16 protein-coding genes are annotated in these 20561 nt (G+C 66.7%); 9 read left to right on the forward strand and 7 right to left on the reverse strand.

Annotated features, from left to right (window positions below; genetic code table 11):
• The 3 genes from DVS29_RS07530 (at position 1) to DVS29_RS07540 (ending at position 5613) form a co-directional block, all read left to right on the forward strand.
• Positions 1-582: a (2Fe-2S)-binding protein gene (locus DVS29_RS07530; protein ID WP_118179811.1), complete on the forward strand. Its 582-nt coding sequence runs from the start codon at positions 1-3 to the stop codon at positions 580-582.
• The gene (locus DVS29_RS07535) at positions 579-4289 is read left to right on the forward strand and encodes a molybdopterin cofactor-binding domain-containing protein (protein WP_118179812.1); all 3711 of its coding nucleotides are present in this window, start codon (positions 579-581) and stop codon (positions 4287-4289) included. The genes DVS29_RS07530 and DVS29_RS07535 overlap by 4 nt, the downstream gene beginning before the upstream one ends.
• 106 nt (positions 4290-4395) lie before the next feature.
• Entirely contained in the window at positions 4396-5613 is a 1218-nt protein-coding gene (locus DVS29_RS07540; protein WP_118179813.1) for an ABC transporter substrate-binding protein, read from the forward strand.
• 11 nt (positions 5614-5624) lie between these two features.
• On the opposite strand, the gene DVS29_RS37245 is transcribed toward DVS29_RS07540, so the two are convergent.
• The 4 genes from DVS29_RS37245 to xylA all read right to left on the reverse strand — a co-directional run bounded on the left by DVS29_RS37245 (position 5625) and on the right by xylA (position 10256).
• Positions 5625-5762, reverse strand: coding sequence for a hypothetical protein (locus DVS29_RS37245; RefSeq protein WP_164707860.1), 138 nt, complete (start codon positions 5760-5762; stop codon positions 5625-5627).
• Between the two features lie 336 nt (positions 5763-6098).
• Positions 6099-7175: a glycosyltransferase gene (locus DVS29_RS07545; RefSeq protein ID WP_118179814.1), complete on the reverse strand. Its 1077-nt coding sequence runs from the start codon at positions 7173-7175 to the stop codon at positions 6099-6101.
• A gap of 277 nt (positions 7176-7452) precedes the next feature.
• Entirely contained in the window at positions 7453-8931 is a 1479-nt protein-coding gene (gene xylB, locus DVS29_RS07550; protein WP_118179815.1) for a xylulokinase, read from the reverse strand.
• Positions 8932-8933: 2 nt separating this feature from the next.
• Positions 8934-10256, reverse strand: coding sequence for a xylose isomerase (gene xylA / locus DVS29_RS07555; protein WP_118179816.1), 1323 nt, complete (start codon positions 10254-10256; stop codon positions 8934-8936).
• 349 nt (positions 10257-10605) lie between these two features.
• Here xylA and DVS29_RS07560 point away from each other — a divergent pair, with 349 nt between their 5' ends.
• From DVS29_RS07560 to DVS29_RS07570, 3 genes are all read left to right on the forward strand, one after another.
• The gene (locus DVS29_RS07560; protein WP_420816077.1) at positions 10606-11859 is read left to right on the forward strand and encodes a XylR family transcriptional regulator; all 1254 of its coding nucleotides are present in this window, start codon (positions 10606-10608) and stop codon (positions 11857-11859) included.
• Positions 11860-11905: 46 nt separating this feature from the next.
• Complete coding sequence (locus tag DVS29_RS07565) at positions 11906-12988, forward strand: aldose epimerase family protein (protein ID WP_118179818.1); 1083 nt, start codon at positions 11906-11908, stop codon at positions 12986-12988.
• 546 nt (positions 12989-13534) lie between these two features.
• Positions 13535-15124 (forward strand): rhodanese homology domain-containing protein, encoded by a 1590-nt coding sequence (locus DVS29_RS07570; protein ID WP_118179819.1) that lies wholly within the window; start codon positions 13535-13537, stop codon positions 15122-15124.
• A gap of 438 nt (positions 15125-15562) precedes the next feature.
• Here the strand turns inward: DVS29_RS07570 and DVS29_RS37595 are convergent, their stop codons facing one another.
• Together DVS29_RS37595 and DVS29_RS07580 are read right to left on the reverse strand one after the other, a co-directional pair.
• A complete protein-coding gene (locus DVS29_RS37595) occupies positions 15563-15805 on the reverse strand; it encodes a hypothetical protein (RefSeq protein WP_205962413.1) in 243 nt (80 codons plus the stop codon).
• Between the two features lie 100 nt (positions 15806-15905).
• On the reverse strand, positions 15906-16982 hold the full coding sequence (locus DVS29_RS07580; RefSeq protein ID WP_118179820.1) for a hypothetical protein: 1077 nt from the start codon (positions 16980-16982) through the stop codon (positions 15906-15908).
• Between the two features lie 339 nt (positions 16983-17321).
• Between DVS29_RS07580 and DVS29_RS07585 the strand changes: the two genes are divergently transcribed.
• Positions 17322-17747, forward strand: a complete 426-nt coding sequence (locus tag DVS29_RS07585) for a PPC domain-containing DNA-binding protein (RefSeq protein WP_118179914.1) — start codon at positions 17322-17324, stop codon at positions 17745-17747.
• Here DVS29_RS07585 and DVS29_RS07590 read toward each other — a convergent pair.
• Complete coding sequence (locus DVS29_RS07590) at positions 17741-18523, reverse strand: SDR family NAD(P)-dependent oxidoreductase (protein WP_118179821.1); 783 nt, start codon at positions 18521-18523, stop codon at positions 17741-17743. The two genes, DVS29_RS07585 and DVS29_RS07590, sit on opposite strands and share 7 nt — an antisense overlap.
• A 231-nt stretch (positions 18524-18754) precedes the next feature.
• Between DVS29_RS07590 and DVS29_RS07595 the strand changes: the two genes are divergently transcribed.
• Both DVS29_RS07595 and DVS29_RS07600 read left to right on the forward strand, forming a co-directional pair.
• Entirely contained in the window at positions 18755-19318 is a 564-nt protein-coding gene (locus DVS29_RS07595; RefSeq protein WP_118179822.1) for a hypothetical protein, read from the forward strand.
• 11 nt (positions 19319-19329) lie between these two features.
• A complete protein-coding gene (locus tag DVS29_RS07600) occupies positions 19330-20433 on the forward strand; it encodes a patatin-like phospholipase family protein (protein ID WP_118179823.1) in 1104 nt (367 codons plus the stop codon).
• Positions 20434-20561: the final 128 nt, after the last annotated feature.

Raw genomic sequence — 20561 nt, forward strand, 5'->3', positions numbered from 1 at the left:
ATGAAGCCCCCGGCGCTCCTGACGCTCGATGTGAACGGCGCGCGGCACACCGTTGCCGCGGATGCCGACACGCCGCTGCTCTATCTGCTGCGCAACGACCTCGCGCTGAACGGCCCGAAGTTCGGCTGCGGCCTGGGCGAATGCGGCGCCTGCACGGTGCTGCTCGATGGCGTGCCGACGCGTTCGTGCGTGACCTCGGCGCGCGTCGCCGAGAGACATGCGATCACGACGCTCGAAGGGCTCGGTACTCGCGAATGTCCGCATCCGGTACAGCAGGCGTTCATCGACGAACAGGCCGCGCAGTGCGGCTACTGCCTGAACGGCATGATCATGACCGCGAAGGCGCTGATCGACCGCTGTCCCGATCCGACGCTCGACGAGATTCGTCGCGAGCTGTCGCGCAACCTGTGCCGTTGCGGCACGCACATCGAAATCATGCGGGCCGTGCAGCGCGCGGCCGTGCTGATGCGCGAGGCCAAGATGCGTGCATTGCCCGATGCGACTCGCGAAGCCGAAGTGGCGCGTCTGCCGGTCGATCTATCCGTCGTGGTGGAAACGTCGCCTTCGGGAGCGCGCCGATGATGAGCCCGGATTCTGGCGTCGAGCGCCGTCGCCCGTCGGACGTGACGGCGCGCGGGATGACGCGCGAACAGCTGGCCACCGCGAGCGGCGTGCTGATCGTCAGCCGTCCGCCGCCGCCGCTCGCGAAGCCCGCAATCGGCCAGCCTGGCTCGCGCTCCACGTGGACGCCGAGTGCTGCGGAACCGTTCGTCGCCGTGCACGACGACGGCGGCGTGAGCGCGTACAACGGCCACGTGGATCTCGGCACCGGCATCCAGACCTCGCTCGCGCAGATCGTCGCGGAAGAACTCGACGTGCCGTTCGAGCGTGTCGCGATGGTGCTCGGCCATACGCGCGACGCGCCGAACCAGGGGCCGACGATCGCGAGCGCGACGATCCAGATCTCCGCAGTGCCGCTGCATCACGCGGCGGCGCAGGCCCGGCAGCATCTGATCGCCGAAGCGGCCACGCGCCTCGGCGTGGAAGCGTCGACGCTGACCGTGCGCGACGGCATCGTCCATCCGCGCGACGGCGATATCACGCAGGGACTCGCGTATCGCGAACTTGTCGCGGGCCGGCGCATCGAACTCACCTTGCGCACCGATGCGCCACTGAAGTCGCCGCACGAGTATCGGATCGTTGGCAAGGGCGCGCCGCGCGTCGACATTCCGGCGAAGGCGACGGCCGGCCTGTCCTTCGTGCACGACGTGCGCGTGACGGGCATGGTGCACGGCCGCGTGGTGCGACCGCCGTATGCGGGTGTCGCGCAGGGCGCGTTCGTCGGCAACAGTCTGATCGACGTCGATGAGCAATCTGTCGGGGATCTGCCGGGCATCGTGAAGGTGGTTGTGATTCGCGATTTCGTCGGCGTGGTCGCGGAGCGCGAGGAGATCGCGCAGCAGGCGGCGAAGCGTTTGAAAGTGCGCTGGAAGCTGGTCGATGCGCTGCCCGACCTCAGCGACACGCATGCGCTCGAAGCCGCGTTGCGCGCGAACCCGGCCTCTCGCCGCGATCTCGTCACGCGTGGCGACGTCGACGCGGCGATCGATCAGGCATCCGAATCGAATGGAAAAACCTTCGAGCGCACCTACATGTGGCCGTATCAGCTGCATGCGTCGATCGGACCTTCATGCGCGGTCGCGCAGTTCGACGACGACGGGCTGAAGGTGTGGTCGGGTTCGCAGAATCCGCACTCGCTGCGCGCGGACCTTGCGCTGCTGATGGGGCTCGACGAAGCGAAGATCGACGTCGTGCGGATGGAAGCGGCCGGCTGCTACGGCCGCAATTGCGCGGACGATGTCGCGGCGGATGCCGCGTTGCTGTCGCGCGCGACCGGCTTGCCAGTGCGCGTGCAACTGTCGCGCGAAGACGAGCACGCGTGGGAACCGAAGGGCGCCGCGCAGCTGATGGACGTGCGCGGTGCGCTGGCGGCCGACGGCACGCTCGCCGCATACGATTTCGCGACGCGCTACCCGTCGAACGATGCGCCGACGCTCGCGTTGCTGCTCACCGGCGCGATCGATCCGCAGCCGCAGGTGTTCGAGATGGGCGACCGCACGGCGGTGCCGCCGTACGACTACGAAGCAATGCGGATCGTCTGCGACGACACGCCGCCGATCGTGCGTGCGTCGTGGCTGCGCGGTGTGTCGGCGCTGCCGAACACGTTCGCGCACGAATCGTTCATCGACGAACTCGCGGCGGAGGCAGGCGAAGATCCGGTCGCGTTTCGTCTGCGCCATCTGACCGATCCGCGCGCGATCGATCTCGTGAAAGCGACGGCCGAACGCGCGGGCTGGACGCCGCGTCCGTACCATTTCACGCGCGCGCCGCAGGAAGGCGACGATCCCGACATCGCGCGCGGCCGCGGCGTGGCCTACGCGCGTTACGTGCACAGCCGTTTTCCGGGCTTCGGCGCAGCATGGGCGACGTGGGTCGCGGACATCGAGGTGAACCGCAAGAGCGGCGAGCTTGCGGTCACGCGCGTGGTGGTCGGGCAGGACACGGGCACGATGGTGAATCCGGACGGCGTGCGCCACCAGATTCACGGCAACGTGATCCAGGCGACGAGCCGCGCGCTGAAAGAGCAGGTGTCGTTCGGCGAGCACGCGGTGACGAGCCAGGAGTGGGGCGCGTATCCGATCCTGACGTTCCGCGAAGTGCCGGTGATCGAGGTGGTGATGATGCCGCGTCACGGCGAGCCGCCGATGGGCACCGGCGAATCGGCGTCGCTGCCGGGCGCGGCGGCCATTGCGAACGCGCTGTACGACGCAACCGGCGTGCGCTTCCGTCGTCCGCCGTTTACGCCGGAGACGATCCGCGCCGCGCTCGACGACGACGATGCGAAAGCCGCGAAGACTGCGCGCGCCGCGCAGGATGCGATCGATGCCGCGCGCCAGGGCGTTCGCAGCCGCTGGAAGAAGCGGCTGTCGTTCGGCCTGTTCAGTGCGCTCGCGGCGGGCGCTGCGGGCTGGCTCGGCGCGCTCGCGTTCGCGCCGCAACCGGTCGCACCGATCGCACCGCCGCTCGCGAGTTCGTTCGCGCCGGAGCTGTTGGCGCGCGGCAAGCTGCTCGCGTCGCTCGGCGATTGCGCGGTGTGTCATACCGCGCGCAACGGCGTGCTGAACGCGGGCGGGCGGCCGCTCGATACGCCGTTCGGCACCGTCTACAGCACCAACATCACGCCGGATGAAACCACCGGCATCGGCAACTGGTCGTTCGACGCATTCGCGCGCGCGATGAAGAAAGGCATTCATCGCGACGGGCGGCATCTGTATCCGGCGTTTCCGTACACGTCGTTCCAGAACGTCTCCGATAGCGACCTGCGCGCGCTCTACGCGTATCTGATGTCGCAGACGCCGGTGCGGACGCACAACGCCGAAACGAAGCTCGCGTTCCCGTTCAGCGTGCGCTCGCTGATGGCGGGCTGGAACGGGATGTTCCTGCAGCGCACCGCGTTCGCCGAGGACACGAAGCAAAGCGCGCAATGGAATCGCGGTGCGTATCTGGTGAACGGGCTCGGCCATTGCAGCGCGTGCCACTCGCCGCGCAATGCGTTCGGCGCGGAAGAGACGGGCGCGGATTTTCTGGGTGGCGGCACGGCGGACGGATGGCGCGCGCCCGCGTTGACGACGCTCTCCAGCGCGCCCGTACCGTGGACCGAGGACGAACTTTTCAGCTATCTGCGCTACGGCCACGCGCCGCTGCATGGCGTCGCCGCCGGGCCGATGGCGCCGGTGGTGAGCGAACTCGCCGCGTTGCCCGACAGCGACGTCCGCGCGATGGCGCATTACCTGGCCTCGTTCAATCCGCTGCCCGCGAATGCGCAATCGCCGAACTACGCGCACGATCTCGCGCGCGAATATGAAACCGCGAGCGAAGGGCAGATCGCACTGGATAGCGCGGGCGCGCGGCTCTTCGATGGCGCATGCGCGGCCTGCCATCACACCGGCGACGGGCCGCAGCTGTTCGGCGCGCATCCGTCGCTCGCTCTGAACACGAACGTCCATTCGGACGCGCCGGACAACCTGATCCGCGTGATCCTCGATGGCATTCCCGTGCCGGCGCGTCCCGAGCTTGGTACGATGCCCGCTTGGCGCGACAGTCTGAACGACCGGCAGGTCGCCGACCTCGTGAACTTCATGCGGCAGCGCTATGCGGGTGGCGAGCCGGCGTGGCAGAACGTCGAGGTGACCGTCGCGCGGGTTCGCGCGGCAGGTCCGCCGGAGTGATGCTGCAAACAGCAGCGCTAAAGAACACGCAAAAGAAACCGCAGTCACCGTTCGAGCCGGCTTCGCCTGGCACCACTTCCAGCAGTTCACCGACAAGGAGAAACACATGACCACGCGCGCAGGATGGAAGTCACGTCTCACTCAACTCGGGGTCGCGCTGACGCTGTCCGTCGCGATGGCCGGTGCATTCGCGCAGCAGACCATCAAGATCGGCGAGATCAACAGCTACAAGGCGCAGCCTGCATTCCTCGGCCCGTACAAGAACGGCTGGAACCTCGCGCTCGAACAGGTGAACGCGTCGGGCGGCGTGCTGGGCAAGCAGCTCGAGGTCGTTTCGCGCGACGACAACGCGAACCCTGGCGACGCGGTGCGCGCCGCGCAGGAGCTGGTGTCGGGCGAACAGGTGCAGCTGCTGTTCGGCGGCTTCCTGTCGAACACGGGTCTCGCCGTCACCGACTTCGCGAAGCAGAAGCATGTGTTCTATCTCGCCGCGGAGCCGCTCACCGACAAGATCGTCTGGCAGGACGGCAACAAGTACACGTACCGTCTGCGTCCGTCGACCTACATGCAGGTCGCGATGCTGGTGCCCGAGGCGGTGAAGCTGCACAGGAAGCGTTGGGCGCTCGTCTATCCGAACTACGAGTACGGTCAGTCGGCAGTGGCGACCTTCAAGAAGCTGATGAAGGCCGCGCAGCCTGACGTCGAATTCGTCACCGAGCAGGCGACGCCGCTCGGCAACCTCGATGCGGGCGCGGTCACCCAGGCGATCGCGGACGCGAAGCCCGATGCGATCTTCAACGTGCTGTTCGGCGCGGACCTCGGCAAGTTCGTTCGCGAAGGCAATACGCGCGGTCTGTTCAAGAACCTGTCGGTGGTGTCGCTGCTGACGGGCGAGCCGGACTATCTCGATCCGCTCGGCGCGGAAGCCCCGACCGGCTGGATCGTGACCGGCTACCCGTGGTATTCGATCGATACCGACGCGAACCGGAAGTTCGTCGCGGCGTACGAGGCGAAGTACCACGACTATCCGCGTCTCGGTTCCGTAGTCGGCTACTCGGCGATGATGTCGCTGGCCGCAGGCATCAAGAAGGCCGGTTCGACCGATCCGGACAAACTCGCGGCCGCGTTCAAGGGCTTGAAGGTGGACACGCCGTTCGGGCCGATCATGTACCGCGCGCAGGACAACCAGTCGACGATGGGCGCGTACGTCGGCGTGACCGGGCTGAAGGACGGCAAGGGCGTGATGACGTCGTTCCGCTATATCGATGGCGCGAGCGTGCAGCCGTCGGACGCGGAGGTGGCGAAGATGCGGCCAGCGGATTGAGCGTTGCGTGGCTATGCCGTGAGCGCACGATAGTCGCTGGAGTTGATGAACCGTTCGACTTCGGCGACGGGCCTGCTGATCAGATCGGCGGGCAGGTCCGGAGAGAACCACCAGTTCGCGTTGATATACGCCCTGTTGGTGTCGCTCAATCCTGACGCTGGCGCGCCCGGCGTTTCCGTACCGGTGGCGCTGGAGGAGGGGCAGACGCGCCTGCCGCGGACGAACCGGCTGCTCCGAAGGTACTGGACCCAGCGGCCGCACTGGCCGGACGCGTTGCCGCGGCACGCCGGTTGGCACTGTACGATGACTCGTCCGCATCCGTCGAATACGTGGGCATGACAGCGTCGATGGAGTTCACGGCAGTGAACATCGAATGACCTCCCGCAAAGGGACCACAGTGTGTCGAACGACGCACACGAGTTCATCGAATCCTGTCTGCGAGGTGAAGAGGTGGTAAGGGGTTGTAGCGGCGTTGCTAGCGGGCGCTATTCCGTCAGTGCTTTCTGTTCCGCTGCGTCCGCCCGGTGGTCCCGGTAGTTCATCACACCGCCGTGTGCCGCATTGGTCAGCGTCACGTAGAGATCCTTCACGAGCGCGCGCCGGCCGAGCCCGCCTTGCACGACCGGGCGGTACGATGCGCGCGCCACGAGACGCAGCAGCGTGCGCGAACGCTCGCCGCGCGACAACGCCGGGTCGTATAGCATGGCGCGCAGCTCGTACGCGCGTTGCAGCTTTTCGTAGTATTCCTGAGCACGTCGCGCGGCTTCGGTGTAACGCGCGTCGGTGACCTGCTCCAGCACCTTCGCTCGGTCGCGCGCCATTGCGGCCATGTTCGCGTAGACCACGCGGCCCGCGCGCAGCGCCCAGCGCAGCTTGTCGCCGATGCTCAGCGTGGGCGGCGCGCCGGCCGTGTTCGCATCGTGCTGGCGATACAGCACGAGCCTGTCGGGCAGGGCGACTATCGTGCCGAGCGACGTCGCCATGAACCACGCGAACAGGTCGTGCGACAGCAGGATGTCGTTGCGGGTGTGATCGGCAGGCCGGAACGCGAGGCTGGTCATCCGAAAGAGATCGGCGCGCACCATCGCGCTCATGCCGAACAGGATGTACCACGGGTCCGTCGTGAGCGGCGCGTAGGTGCCGCGCAGGCTCCAGTGTCGATCGTCGCGATCGGGTTTGGGGTTAAGCGTCGTATCGACCACCGCGACCGTATGCGTGACGAGCGTGACGCTGGGGTCGTCGAACGCCGCGCGCATGCGTTCGAGCTTTTCGGGCAACCACACGTCGTCCTGATCGGCGAACGCGATCAGCTCGCCCTCGCACAGCGAGATCGCGCGAAAGAAGTTCTCTGGATGACCCGCGCGCTCCGCGTTGCGATAGAGGCGCACGGGAAACGGCGCGCTCGCGGCGAACTCGCGCACGACGCGTGCGGTGCGATTGTCGGGACTGTCGTCGGTGATCACGAGCTCGTCGGGCAAAAGCGTCTGCTTCGCGATGCTGTCGAGCTGGTCGCGAATGAACGCTTCGCCGCGGTAGGTCGCCATGGCGATCGATATTCTCATCGTCGTATCGTGTTGGGTCCCGTGCGCATGCTGGTGCACTCGACCGGGTGGGGCGCGGACGTGTGACCGTCGGACGGTCGGCGCCCAAATTAATGCACTGCGGCAACGCACGTCCGTTCGCTGGCGAACGTGCGCGAGAGTGGAAGAGAGGTGAGGTAAGGGCGTCCTACGGACGGTTTACAGCGCAACGTTTGCGGCTGTGCAGCAGGTATTGAGATGAAAGCTGGACGTCGGGTCGGTGTTGGATTGGTGTTGGCCGTCGTCCTGCTCGAGAGGTTCAACCGCCAGCCGAAAATACCGGCTCCAGTGCCTTGTAAAGCTCCTTGAAAACGGGCCGGCGCGTATCGCGATACCACGCGTGACGCGCGGCATCCGGCTCGCGTACCGCCACCATGGCGGGTACGGGACAGATCGCGTCGAGCGACGCCGTAGGTTCGACCGCGAGATGCGCGAGCCGCGCGGCGCCGAGCGCCGGACCGACTTCGCCGCCCGCGCGCAGCGTCAGCGGCTGGCCCGCGATGTCGGCGAGCATCTGCGTCCAGTACGCGCTGCGCGAGCCGCCGCCGATCACCGCGATCTCGTCGGGCACGAGTCCCGCCGCATGCAGCGCGTCCATGCCGTCGAGCAGCGCGAAGCCGACGCCTTCGAGCGTCGCGTTCGCGAGGTCAGCGCGCTTCGTCTCATTGGTCAGGCCGTGAAACACGCCTTTCGCGTTGACATTGTTGTGCGGCGTGCGCTCGCCCGACAGATACGGCAGGAACCACGGCCGCCGCTCGGATGCATGCTGTTCGGCGTCGGCGAGCAGCGCCGAGACATCGGGATAGTTCGTGAGCTGCGCGGTGAAATCGAGGCAGCCCGCGGCGTTCAGCATCACGGACATCAGATGCCATGTGCGCGGCAGCGCGTGACAGAAGCTGTGCACGGCCGACTGTGGATTCGCGAGAAAGCCGTCCGACACCGCGAAATAGACGCCCGACGTGCCGAGCGACAGCATTGCCTGCTTCGGCTTCACGATGCCGACGCCGATCGCGCCCGCCGCGTTGTCGCCGCCACCCGCAACAACCGGTATCTCGCGCAGGCCCCATTGCTTCGCGAGCTCGGGCGCGAGCGTGCCGGTGATCTCGTTGCCTTCGTACACCTCCGGCATCTGCGCGCGGTCGAGTCCGCACGCGGCGAGCAGACCGTCGTCGTAGTCGCGCTTTGCGACGTCGAGCCACAGAGTGCCCGCCGCATCGGATGGATCGGTCGCGAAGCCGCCGGTCAGGCGATAGCGCAGATAATCCTTCGGCAGCAGCACCGTCGCGATCTTCGCGAACACGTCGGGCTCGTGCTTGCGCAGCCACACGAGCTTCGGCGCGGTGAAGCCGGGCATCGCGAGATTGCCAGCGATGGCGCGCAGCTGCGGTGCTGCCGCCTCGAGCTCGATGCATTCGACGTCGCTACGGCCGTCGTTCCACAGGATCGCGGGACGCAGCACCTGGCCGCGCGCATCGAGCAGCGTCGCGCCGTGCATCTGGCCGGTCAGGCCGATCGCTTCGATCTGCGCCGGCGTGATGCCGTCTTCGTGCGCGGCGCCAAGCAGCTCGCCGAGCGCGCGCGTGGTGGCCCGCCACCAGTCTTCCGGCGCCTGCTCGGACCAGCGCGGCTGTGGGCGGCTCACGGTCAAAGTTTGCGACGCGGTGCGCCGCACGCGGCCGTCGCGGTCGAGCAGCACGGCCTTCACGCCGGACGTGCCGAGGTCAATACCGATGAACATGGTCAACGTGCTCCGTAGATCGCGCGCGTCACGACGTTTTCGAGCCGTTCCTGCTGGCCGCTCGCATGATGCGGATCCAGCTTGCGCGCAAGCGCGTCGTCGGATAGCGATTCGAGCGTGTAGCCGCCCGACAGGATCTTGCGGCCGAACTCGGTGTCCCACCCTGCGTAGCGATGCTGGCGGAACGCTTCGAGCTCGTCGTGTTCGACGAGGCGCGCGGCGCGTTCCAGCGCGAGCGCGAGCACGTCGATCGCGCCGACGTGGCCGTGCAGCAGATCCTCGGCGTCGATGCTCTGGCGCCGCACCTTCGCATCGAAGTTCATGCCGCCCGTCGAGAAGCCGCCATGCCGCACGATCTCGTACAGCGCGAGCGTCATCTCCTCGACGCTGTTCGGGAACTGGTCGGTGTCCCAGCCGTTCTGTGCGTCGCCGCGGTTCGCGTCGACGCTGCCGAAGATGCCGAGCGCGAACGCGTTCGCCACTTCATGATGGAACGAGTGGCCCGCGAGCGTCGCATGATTCGCCTCGATGTTCACGCGAATCTCATGCTGCAGGCCGTATTGCGTAAGAAAGCCGTGCACCGTCGCGACGTCGTAGTCGTACTGGTGCTTGGTCGGCTCCTGCGGCTTCGGTTCGATCAGCAGCGTGCCCGTGAAGCCGATCTTGTGCTTGTACTCGACGACCATGTTGAGGAAACGCGCGAACTGTTCGCGTTCGCGCGCGAGGTCGGTGTTGAGCAGCGTGTCGTAACCTTCGCGGCCGCCCCACAGTACGTAGTTCGCGCCGCCCAGCTGATGGGTCGCGTCGAGCGCACGGCGCACCTGGTTCGCGGCCATCGCGAACACCTCGGGGTCGGGGCTCGTCGCGGCGCCCGCCGCATAGCGCGGATTCGAGAACAGGTTCGCGGTGCCCCACAGCAGCTTCACGCCGCTGTCCTGCTGCTTCCTCGCGAGATACTCGGTAAGCCGCGCGACGTTGTCGACGTACTGACGGATGTCCTTGCCTTCGGGCGCGACGTCGGTGTCGTGGAACGTGTAGTAGGGGGTGCCCAGACGCGTGAACAGCTCGAACGCGGCGTCGGCCTTCTGCTGCGCGCGCTCCATCGCGTCGCCGGGCTGCTGCCACGGACGGTGGAACGTGCCATGGCCGAACATGTCGACACCGGGCCACACGAACGAATGCCAGTAGCAGACGGCGATGCGCAGATGCTCTTCCATCGTCTTGCCGAGCACTTCCTTCTCGCGGTCGTAGTAGCGGTACGCAAGCGGATTGTCGGACTGCGGTCCTTCGTAGCGAACGGGCGGGATGTGCTCGAACATCGACATGGCGTGTCTCCGGATCATTGGTATCGGCGGGTGGATCGGGCATCGGGTGCGGCGCTTCGGGCCACGCGCCACGCGTCCATCATGCACCGGCCGGCACGCGCGTGCAGCAGCGCGTGCCGGGGCGTGGCTGCGCCCGCGGCGTGCCGTCATGCTGCCAGCGTTCGCGTCGACGCGGCAATTGTGAAATCTACCAGCCGGCGTGACGTTTATCGCCGGTTCGCGCGGCGCGCGTCGCGACGAGGCTGCGCGCGGCCTACAATGGTCGGCTGTTGGCGCCCGTGACATGACACATGACACACCGATCGCGATGACCCGACCCAATCCATCCCGGCCTCAGTCCGCACCTTTCGTGCAACCTGCGCAGCACGCAGCGCATCCGACCCATCGGATCGCGCTGCTGTTCAACGCGAACAAGGTGTACGACCGCGAGATCATCGCGGGCATCGGCGGTTATCTGCAGTCTACCCGCGTGGCATGGGACCTGTTTCTCGAGGAAGACTTCCGCTGCCGGCTCGACGGCATCGAGCATTTCGACGGCGACGGCATCATCGCCGACTTCGACGACCCCGCGGTCTGCGACGCGCTGCGCGATTTCCGGCTGCCGGTCGTCGCGGTCGGCTCGTCGTACGAGGACGATGCGGGCTATCCTGAAGGCGTGCCGTACATCGCGACGGACAACGCGAAGCTCGTCTCGCTCGCGTACACGCATCTGCTCGGCGCAGGGCTGCCGAACGTCGCGCTGTACAGCCTGCCCGAAGCCGCGGAGAACCGCTGGGCGCAAGAGCGCGAACTCGCGTTCGCAAAACTGTGGCGCGCGGAGCACGAGGACCGGCCAGCTGAGATCTTTCGCGGGCTGCCCACCAGCGCGCCGGTGTGGAACCGCGCGCTCGAAGCGCTGACCGCCTGGCTCGCGGCGTTGCCCAAACCTGTGGGCATCATCGCGGTGACGGATGCGCGGGCGCGGCATCTGCTTCAGGCGTGCGTGCTCGCCGGCATTCCCGTGCCCGAGCAGGTCGCGATCATCGGCATCGACAACGATCCGCTGACGCGCACGCTCGCGCGCATTCCGCTGTCGTCCGTGATCCAGGGCACCGAAGAGATGGGCCGCACGGCGGCGCATCTGCTGCACCGCATGCTGCTCGGCGCGCGTTTTCCGGGGCGGCGCATCCTGGTGCCGCCCGTTGGCATCAACGTGCTCGAATCGACGCGCCACGAGCCGCTGTCAAGCCCACATGTCATGCGCGCGCGGCACTTCATTCGCCAGTACGCGTGCCAGGGTATTCGCACCGAGCAGGTGGCGGATTACGTGGGCGTGTCGCGCTCGTCGCTTGAAGAGTATTTCCGCCGCGAACTGCACTGCACCGTGCATCAGGAGATCCTGCGCCACAAGCTCGATGCGGCGAAGGCGCTGCTCGCGCAGGGCGGCGTGTCGGGCGCGGAGGTCGCGATCCGTTGCGGCTTCACGTCGCTGCAGTACATGTACGCGGTGTTTCGCCGCGAACTGAACTGCACGCCGCGCGAATACCAGGCACAGGCGGAGGCGCAGGCGGTGGCTTCATCCGCGGTGTCCGGGTCTTCCGGTCGTGACGTCGGCGCACGCTAGTTTTTCAATCCGCGTTTTCCATCATCAACACGAGACCCGAGACCACATGATCAGTCCTGCTCACCTGTCTTCCGAACCGTGGGGCACGCTGCCCGGCGGCGAGCCCGTGCGCCTTTACACGCTGCGCAACGCGCACGGCATGAAGGTGACGGTCAGCGATCTGGGCGCGACGCTTGTGTCGTGGCATGCGCCCGATCGCAGCGGACGGGTTGCCGACATCCTGCTCGGTCACGACACGCCGCAAGGCTATCTCGACGCGACCACCTACATGGGCGGGTTGATCGGCCGCTGGGCGAACCGCATCGGCAATGCGCGCTTCACGCTGGATGGCGTCGACTATCCGGTGGACCGCAATGAGGGGCCCAATCTGCTGCATGGCGGCAACGCGGGTTTTCATCGCGCGCTGTGGCAGGTGCACGTTGCTGGCGACGAAGGCGGCGCGCTCGTGCTGCGTCATGAATCGCCTGAAGGCGAAGCGGGCTTTCCGGGCAACCTGACGGTGCAGGTCACCTACACGCTTGCCGACGACGGCACACTCGCGATCGTCTACGACGCGTTGACCGACGCGCCGACGCCGCTGAACCTGACGAGCCACGGCTACTTCAATCTGACGGGCGACCCGGCGCACGACATTCGCGGCCATGTCGCAACGATCGATGCCGACGCATTTCTCGAAGTGAACGAAGGGCTGATTCCGTGCGGTCGCGCGGACGTGACCGGCAGCGCGTTCGATTTTCGCGCGAGCGCGCCGATCGGCGCGCGGCTCGACTGGCCGCATGCACAGCTGACGCTCGCGGCGGGGTTCGATCACTGTTACGTGCTGCGTGACAACGAGGCAGGCAATAGCGCAGTTGTTCGCGAAGTCGCGAGCATGTACGACCCGGCAAGCGGCCGCGAACTGACGGTGTTCACCGACCAGCGCGGCCTGCAGTTCTACACCGGCAATCATCTGGGCGGCACGCCGATGCGCGGCGGTCCGGGGCGCCAGTACGCGGGCCTCTGTCTCGAAGCGGGCGGCTTTCCGAACCAGATCAATTTCGACGCTGCCGCCGAGCGCGAAGCCTGCGTGCTGCGGTCGGGTCAGCGCTATCGTCAGGAGACGCGCTACCGCGTCGGCGTGCGTGACTGAAGCGACTGAACTGTCGCGACAATCGCCATAACCGCGCCAGGGACATCGTCCGGCATCGCACACTCGCGCGTTCGGTTGTCGTAGCCTTTGCAGTGCGGCGTGACGAATTTGCAAAGCACGATAAATCGCTTCAGTCCCGAGCGGGTGCTCGCTAGCATGATGGCAGCACCTGTCGTGAGGCGTTTCGAACGCTCGCGTATCCGGCGTTCGCATGCCGACGGTTCGCGTCCTACGCAATTGCGTCGCACGGACTCCACACACAGGCTCGCCAAAGCGCGAGAATAGCAACATGCGTCGCGGCATCCTCGATGTTCGAGGAGCGTTGCGCGGTTTGGTCGATGGGCGTCGCGCGCCGTTCGGGCATGCACGGCGCGCATGCACCATCGCGAGGCCAGCGCCTGCCGCACGCTGCACCAGCAAACGACACGCGGTTCGCCGTGAACCGCCGGACAAGGCCCGGCGGGATACCCGAAGTCGGGCTCAAGTGGGCACGGGGCTTGCTCCGCTCGACGGTGGACACGCGCTATCGAAGGAGATCGTCGCCTCATGACCGAAGTCAGCCGACGCACGCCTCGCGATGTGCAGCGCGCGCTGTTCCAGCGCCGCGAAATCGCACTGATCGACGTACGCGAAGAAGATCCGCACGCACACAGTCACCCGCTTTTCGCTGCCAACCTGCCGCTGTCGAAGCTCGAACTCGAAGCCCCCATACGGTTGCCGCGCCTCACGGTCCCGATCGTCGTATTCGACGGCGGCGAAGGGCTCGCGAAGCGCGCGCTCACGAAGCTCACCGAACTCGGCTACACCGACGTCGCGCTGCTCGATGGCGGTCTGCGCGGCTGGGCTGCGGGCGGCGGCGAACTGTTCCAGGACGTCAATGTGCCGAGCAAGGCGTTCGGCGAGTTCGTCGAGGCGCGGTGTCATACGCCGTCGCTCGACCCGAAGCAACTGCGCGCGTTCTTCGACAGCGACGCAACGGTCGTCGTGCTCGACGCGCGACGCTTCGACGAATACCAGACCATGAGCGTGCCCGGCAGCATCAGCGTGCCGGGCGGCGAACTTGTGATGCGGGCGCGCCAGCTCGTGCCCGATCCCGACACACAGATCGTGATCAGCAGTGGCGCGCGCACCCGCGCGATCATCGGCGCGCAGTCGCTGATCAACGCGGGCGTGCCGAATCCGGTTGCGGCGCTGCGCAACGGTACGATGGGCTGGCTCCTTGCAGGCGAGACGCTCGCGCACGGTGAGGCTCGCAGCTTCGAGCCGAAGTTCGACGACAAGGTGCGTGTCGAAGCCGCCGCGCAGTCGCGCGAGGTGGCGGAACGCGCGCGCGTGGGGCGCACGACGCGCGACGAAGCGCGCCGCTGGGCCGACGAGGCGACCCGCACGGTCTACCGCTTCGACGTGCGCACGCCGGAGGAATATGCGGCGGGGCACATCCCCGGGTTTCGCAACGCGCCGGGCGGTCAACTCGTGCAGGAGACCGATGCGTTCGCGCCGGTGCGCGGCGCGCGCGTGATTCTCGCGGACCACGACGGCGTGCGCGCGAACATGACCGCGTCGTGGCTCGCGCAGATGAACATCGACGTGTATGTGGTGGAAGGCGTGACGCTCGCGGATCTGGTCGAGACCACGATGCCGCCGGTGCGCAACGCGATCGCGCCGCCGGCCGCCGACGAGATCGATCCCGCCGAACTGCAGGCGCGGCTGAAAGAGCCGGGCACGGTGCTGCTCGATTTCACGTCGAGCGTAAACTATGCGAAGCGTCACATCCCGGGCGCGTGGTTCGCGTTGCGCTCGCAGCTTGCGGACGCGGTGCGCGCGTTTCCCGATGCCGAGCGCTACGTCGCGACGTGCGGCAGCAGTGCGCTCGCGCGCTTCGCGGCGCCGGAGATCGCGGCGCTGACCGGCAAGCCTGTGCAGGTGCTCGCGGGCGGTACGCAGGCATGGATCGATGCGGGGCTGCCGCTCGAACATGGCGAGACGCGGCTCGCGTCGCCGACCATCGACCGCTACCGGCGGCCGTATGAAGGCACGTGCAGCTCGCGGGAAACGATGAGCGCGTATCTCGAGTGGGAAGCGGCGCTCGTCGCGCAGCTCGAGCGCGACGGCACGCATGGGTTCTATGTGATCTGAGTGCGTGACGCCGTGTCGGATAGCTGGAGGCTAGATGGCGGAAAGCAGTTTCTTCGGGCTGCTTCCGATTGCTGCTGCTTGATGGCTCTGTACGGGTGAGATAGTTGTCCAGCAATCGCGCCTGAGCGCGCTGCAGTGGCTTGTTGACCGTGACCCATGACTTGCCCAAAGCCTCGGCCGTGGTCTGTTGATCAAGGCTGTCGACCAGGTGCACGTAAAACGTCTGCGCCTCGATGGTCGTCCACCTGTCGATGATCGCGGCGACAAAATCCGTTGTCAGTTCGAGACGTTCCTGCAATTGGGGGACGTGAGTGAATACCGCGAGAGTCGATCGCTTCATGCCTTTGTCCTGTCCAGTCCTTGACCGGACAGGACAAAGGCTTCGCCATAACTTTGCTTCGCTTCTGCCGGCCCGATGCCGACGGCTACCCGGGCGTCCTAACGCTCTCCCTGCGGGCTGGACGCAATGAGATCAACACGGAGCGCGACCGCGCATCGAAGCCCCTGGCTCGCTCGCTTCGGGACGATCTGAAAGCCGTCTCCACGGAACGTCTCAGCTTTGACCTTGTATGGCTTTTCGAGTTGGCGAAGCACCGCCTTCATCGCGTCGATGAAGGCAACCGGATTGTCAGTCTTGCGCGACTGGATCAGGTCGCCAGTCAATACCGCTTTGATCACCATGGGAACCGCAAGCGCGCCATGAACAGGCGGCCATAGTAGCTTCTAGAGGCTACTATGGCCGCAGGTGCAGAGGGTGCTCCATTGCTCTCGTCCGACACGCTCACTGCATCCCCGCCGGCAGCTGGTCCACCGGCGGCCGCGATTGCGGCACGTCGCCCGGCAGTTCCGTGGGCGGCAGATAGCGCGGACCCGTCACGATCCTGTAGCGCGGCAGCGCGTGCCCGCAACGGCCGAGGTCCGTCTTCGGCACGAACACGTCGTGGATCTCGGTGGCGTTGCCCATCGAGTTCTGGCCGAAGTAGAAGTCGATGCCATTCGGCAGCACCAGGTAGTTGCTGCCGAGCACGCGGTTGTGGTTGTTCGTCGACAGCGCGCCCGCTTCCGGCATCGACGCATGATCTGCGACGAGCGCGGCCACCACCTTGTCCGACACGAGCTGCACACAATCCGCCGACGGCAGGAAATCGTTCAGCGTCAGTTCCTTCGCGCGATCGTTGCGCACGTCGTAGAGTGCGAACGTCACGCTGCCGTTCCCGTGCTGCGCGCCGAATCCGTACTGATAGTCTTCCCGCGCGAGAAAGAGCATGCGCGGCGACGCCCAGGCCACCGTCACGATGGACTGCGTGTCCGTGTCGTCGCCGCCCATCGGAGGCGTCGAAGCCGCGCTGTTCACGATGGACGGCATCGTGTCGTCGATCGCCGCGATCCCGGTCTCCGGGTGCACCGCGACCGTTTCCGTCGGCCGGCTGCCAAATGCCGCGACCGCATCGAGCGTGACGTAGCGGTGATATTCGGTCACGTAGGAAAAGCGCCGCTTCATCGAGAAGCTGCGCTGTTCGCCGGTGCTGCGGTTCCAGACGCCGGTGAACGTTTCGCCGTCGTCCGTCGTCTGGCCGACGAACGTCTCGTTGACTGCCTGGGCCTTGCTGCCCTTCGCTGCGGGCGGCACCTGCGCGACGATCTCGTCGCCCTGTTGCGACGCCTCCATCCAGACGGTCGTCTCGCGCGGGCGCTCCGTCTCCCAGTACGCGCTGCGCAGCGTCGCGCTCTTCGGCGGCGGTGACGCGCCATGCGGCAGCTGCGGCGCGACCATCAGGTTCATCTGGAACGTGGTGCCGTCGCTGAACGTGCCTTCGTAGAAGCCGCCCGATACATAGGCGCCGCTCTTCTCGTCCATTCTGGCGGCAGGGGCGGCATGCGCGCTGTGCGCGCCGAGCGCGCAGCAGAATATGGATGCCACGAACAGCAGGCAACGGAAGCGTTGAAATGGTGAGCGCCGCATCGCGCAAGGTCCCCGTGAGATGTCGAATGAATGTGTGCCGCGCGCGGGTTCCTGCCAGCCGGCGTCGCGGATACCGGAACATCGCATGTCGGGGCGGCGCTGTACGATGGGCGACACCACATAGCAACGCAGGAATCGCGTAATGTGATCGCGTGTGTGCGCTGGCGCACGCTGCGAGTTCATCCGGCGCGAACATTCAACCGCGAACAACCCCGAACCCTGTCACGAGCGATGATCCAAACCTGTCCTCTACGCCTGTCTCCCGGCGACGATCTGCGCACTGCGATCGAAGACGCGCTGCGGGAGCACGAAACCGGGCACGCAAGTGAGCACAAAATGCATGCCGCGTTCGTGCTGCAAGGCATCGGCAGCCTTAGCGTCGCCCAGCTGCGGTTCGCGGGCGCCGATGCACCAACCGAACTGCGCGGCGACCTCGAAATCCTGACGCTCGCCGGCTCCGTGTCGCCCGATGGTGCGCATCTGCACATGTCGGTGGCCGACGCGCGCGGCCAGGTATCTGGCGGGCATGTGGCGCGCGGCTGCACGGTCCGCACCACGGCCGAACTGCTGCTCGCGCTGCTGCCGGAACATCGCTTTTCGCGCGAGCTCGATCCGGCCACGGGCTTCCTGGAGCTCAGGGTCCAGTCGCTGGGTCAATAGCCGGCGCTCACGCCGAAATCCACGCCGAGCAACGCACCCGTGATCGGCGCCGCGGCTTTCGTCAGCAGGAACGTGATGAAGCACGCCACTTCGTCGGGCTCGATGAAACGGGCGCTGCCGCGCTGCGGATAGTGCCGCAGCAGGCCGTTGAGGTAACCGTCCGGATCGCCCGAGTCGTATTGCACGGCGTGGCGACGCAGCATCGGGCTGTCGATCTCCGACGGGCAGAGCGTGTTGACCCGCACACCGTGCGGCGCGAGTTCGAGCGCGAGCGCCTTGCTCATCAGCGTGACGCCGCCTTTGCTCGCGCAGTAGATCGCGCAGCCCGCGTTGCCAGCGGTGCCGATCGCGCCAGCGTCCAGGCCGACGTTGACGATCGACCCGCGGCTCGCCTTCAACGCGGGAATAGCCGCCGCGCACAGAAAGAACGTGCCCTTGAGGTTGAGGTCGATGCAGCGGTCCCAGTCGGCTTCGGTCGCGTCTTCGCTGTCGCCCTGGACCCACACGCCCGCGCAGTTGACGAGCGCATCGATGCGCCCGTAGCGCTCCAGCGTTGCGTCGATCACGCGGCGGCATTCGCGCACGCGGGACAGATCCGCGGCAAGCGGCAACGCGTCGAGCTTCTCCGCGATGCCCGTGAGGCGCTCGGCATGCTGCGACGTGAGGCTCAGCATCGCGCCGCAGCGTCGCAGCCGTTGCGCGGTCGCCTGACCGATACCGCCCGCCGCGCCGCTGATCACGATCACCTGACCTTCGAACAAGTCCGTATCGAACATGCGATGCTCCTTTGCGTTGGCGCGAGCGAGTCCCATTATGGGTTTTCACGGACATGGCGCCATGGAGCCTGGCTTAAGAAATCCTGAAGCGAAATCCTGAAGCGGCGCATCTCGGGCCATTGCGAAACGGCGCCGGCGAAGCGGCTGCGGGCCTGCGTTATCGTCATCGCCGGGCCGAACGCGTTATGCTGTAAGTCATTAACGTCACAGCGTTGCGCATTCATTCGATCGATGTCTTTCCGTATTCCACTGCCGGGCTGCGCCGTCGCCGTGCTGGCCGCGACGCTCGCGCTCACGGGTTGCGATGACCAGGAGGCCGGCCAGGCCGTGCAAAAACTCAAGTCGTTCTTCAACGCGATCAAGCCCGACGTGCTGCTGCTGAAGGGCCTCACGCCGGGCGTCACCACTGAAGCGCAGGTGCGCGACCAGATGGGCGAGCCCGAAACGGTGCGCGGCTTCAACGACGGCTCGAAGCGCCTCGAATATCCGCGCGGCCCGCAAGGCCTCACCACGTACTTCGTCGACATCGCCGCCGACGGCACGCTTGCCGGCATCACCCAGGTACTGACCGCGGCGAACTTCGCGAAGGTCCACATCGGTATGAGCGAAGGCGAAGTCCGGCAGCTGCTTGGCAAGCCCGGCCAGATTGCGGTCTTTCCGCTTAAGCCGGAAACGGTGTGGAGCTGGAAGTGGCTGGAGGGCGGCGTCACGCCCGAGGCGTTTTTCAACGTGCATTTCGACCGCGACGGCCGCGTCTACACGACGTCGCGCTCGGATATCCTGCGCGGTCGCTAGGAGGCGGGCAGATGGTCACACGCCGGCGTCCTCCCCGAATCGGCCTCGTGCTCGGCGGTGGCGCTGCGCGCGGCTGGGCGCATATTGGCGCGATCCGCGCGCTGCACGAAGCGGGTATCCAGCCCGACGTGGTCTGCGGCACGTCGATCGGCGCGCTGGTCGGCGCCGTGTATGCGAACGGCGACCTCGACTGGCTCGAAGACTGGGTCTCGCGCCTCACGTGGCAGACTGTGGTGCGTCTGCTCGATCTGCGCCTGTCCGGCGGACTGCTCGGAGGCAAGAAGGTGATCCAGGTGTTCGCGGACCGCTTCAACGGCTGCGACATCGCGCATCTGAAGATGCCGTTCGCGGCGGTCGCCACCGAGCTCGACTCGGGCCGCGAGCTGTGGCTGCAGGACGGCAGCGTCGTCAACGCGGTGCGCGCGTCGATCGCGATTCCTGGCATCTTCACGCCGGTCTGGCATGACGGCGTGTGGCTCGTCGACGGCGGGCTGTCCAATCCGGTGCCGGTGTCGGTCGCGCGGGGGATGCGTGCCGACTACGTGATCGCGGTGGACCTGAACAACGACATCCTCAGCGGCCGCGACTTCGGCGCGCTGCCGTCCGATTCCGTGCCGGTGCCGCAGGCGTCGCCGCTCTCCGCGCCGTCGCTCGACGCGGCGCTCGAAGGCGCGCAGCTCGACGAGGTTGCGCGCGCCGCCCCGCATGTGGCCGCCGAACTCGATCCCGCCGCTGCCACCGGCGAGGAACCGGATGGGTCCGATGAACTGGAAGGCGAGGGCGAGCCGACCTTGCTGCTACGCCGCAACGGCAAGCCGTATCCGCGCTGGCTGCAGCCGGCGCCAGGCTACGAGGAGCGTGACATCAAGACGCCGCCGGAGCCGTCCGCGCGCGTGCCGTCGCTGTTGAGTTCGATCGCGCAAAGCATCGACATCATGCAGGTGCGCCTGACGCGCAGTCGCCTCGCCGGCGAACCCGCCGACATCCTGATCCAGCCGCGCCTGGGCGGCATGGGCATCTTCGACTTCCACCGTGCGGCGCCCGCGATCGCCGAGGGCCGCGCGGCCGTCCAGATGATGCTGCCGGCCATCAAGGCGCGACTCGGTATCAAGTAACGGCGACTTAAAGACGGCCTGACGCTGGCGTGAAGCCAACAGGCCGCGTATCTATCGAAAAAGCGACCGGAAACTTGCCAAATCCCGGTGGCCGCACCACCCGTTCATTCGGCTTTCAACCGCGGCAA

The sequence above is a fragment of the Paraburkholderia phosphatilytica genome (assembly GCF_003443895.1).
GTDB classification, from domain to species: domain Bacteria; phylum Pseudomonadota; class Gammaproteobacteria; order Burkholderiales; family Burkholderiaceae; genus Paraburkholderia; species Paraburkholderia phosphatilytica.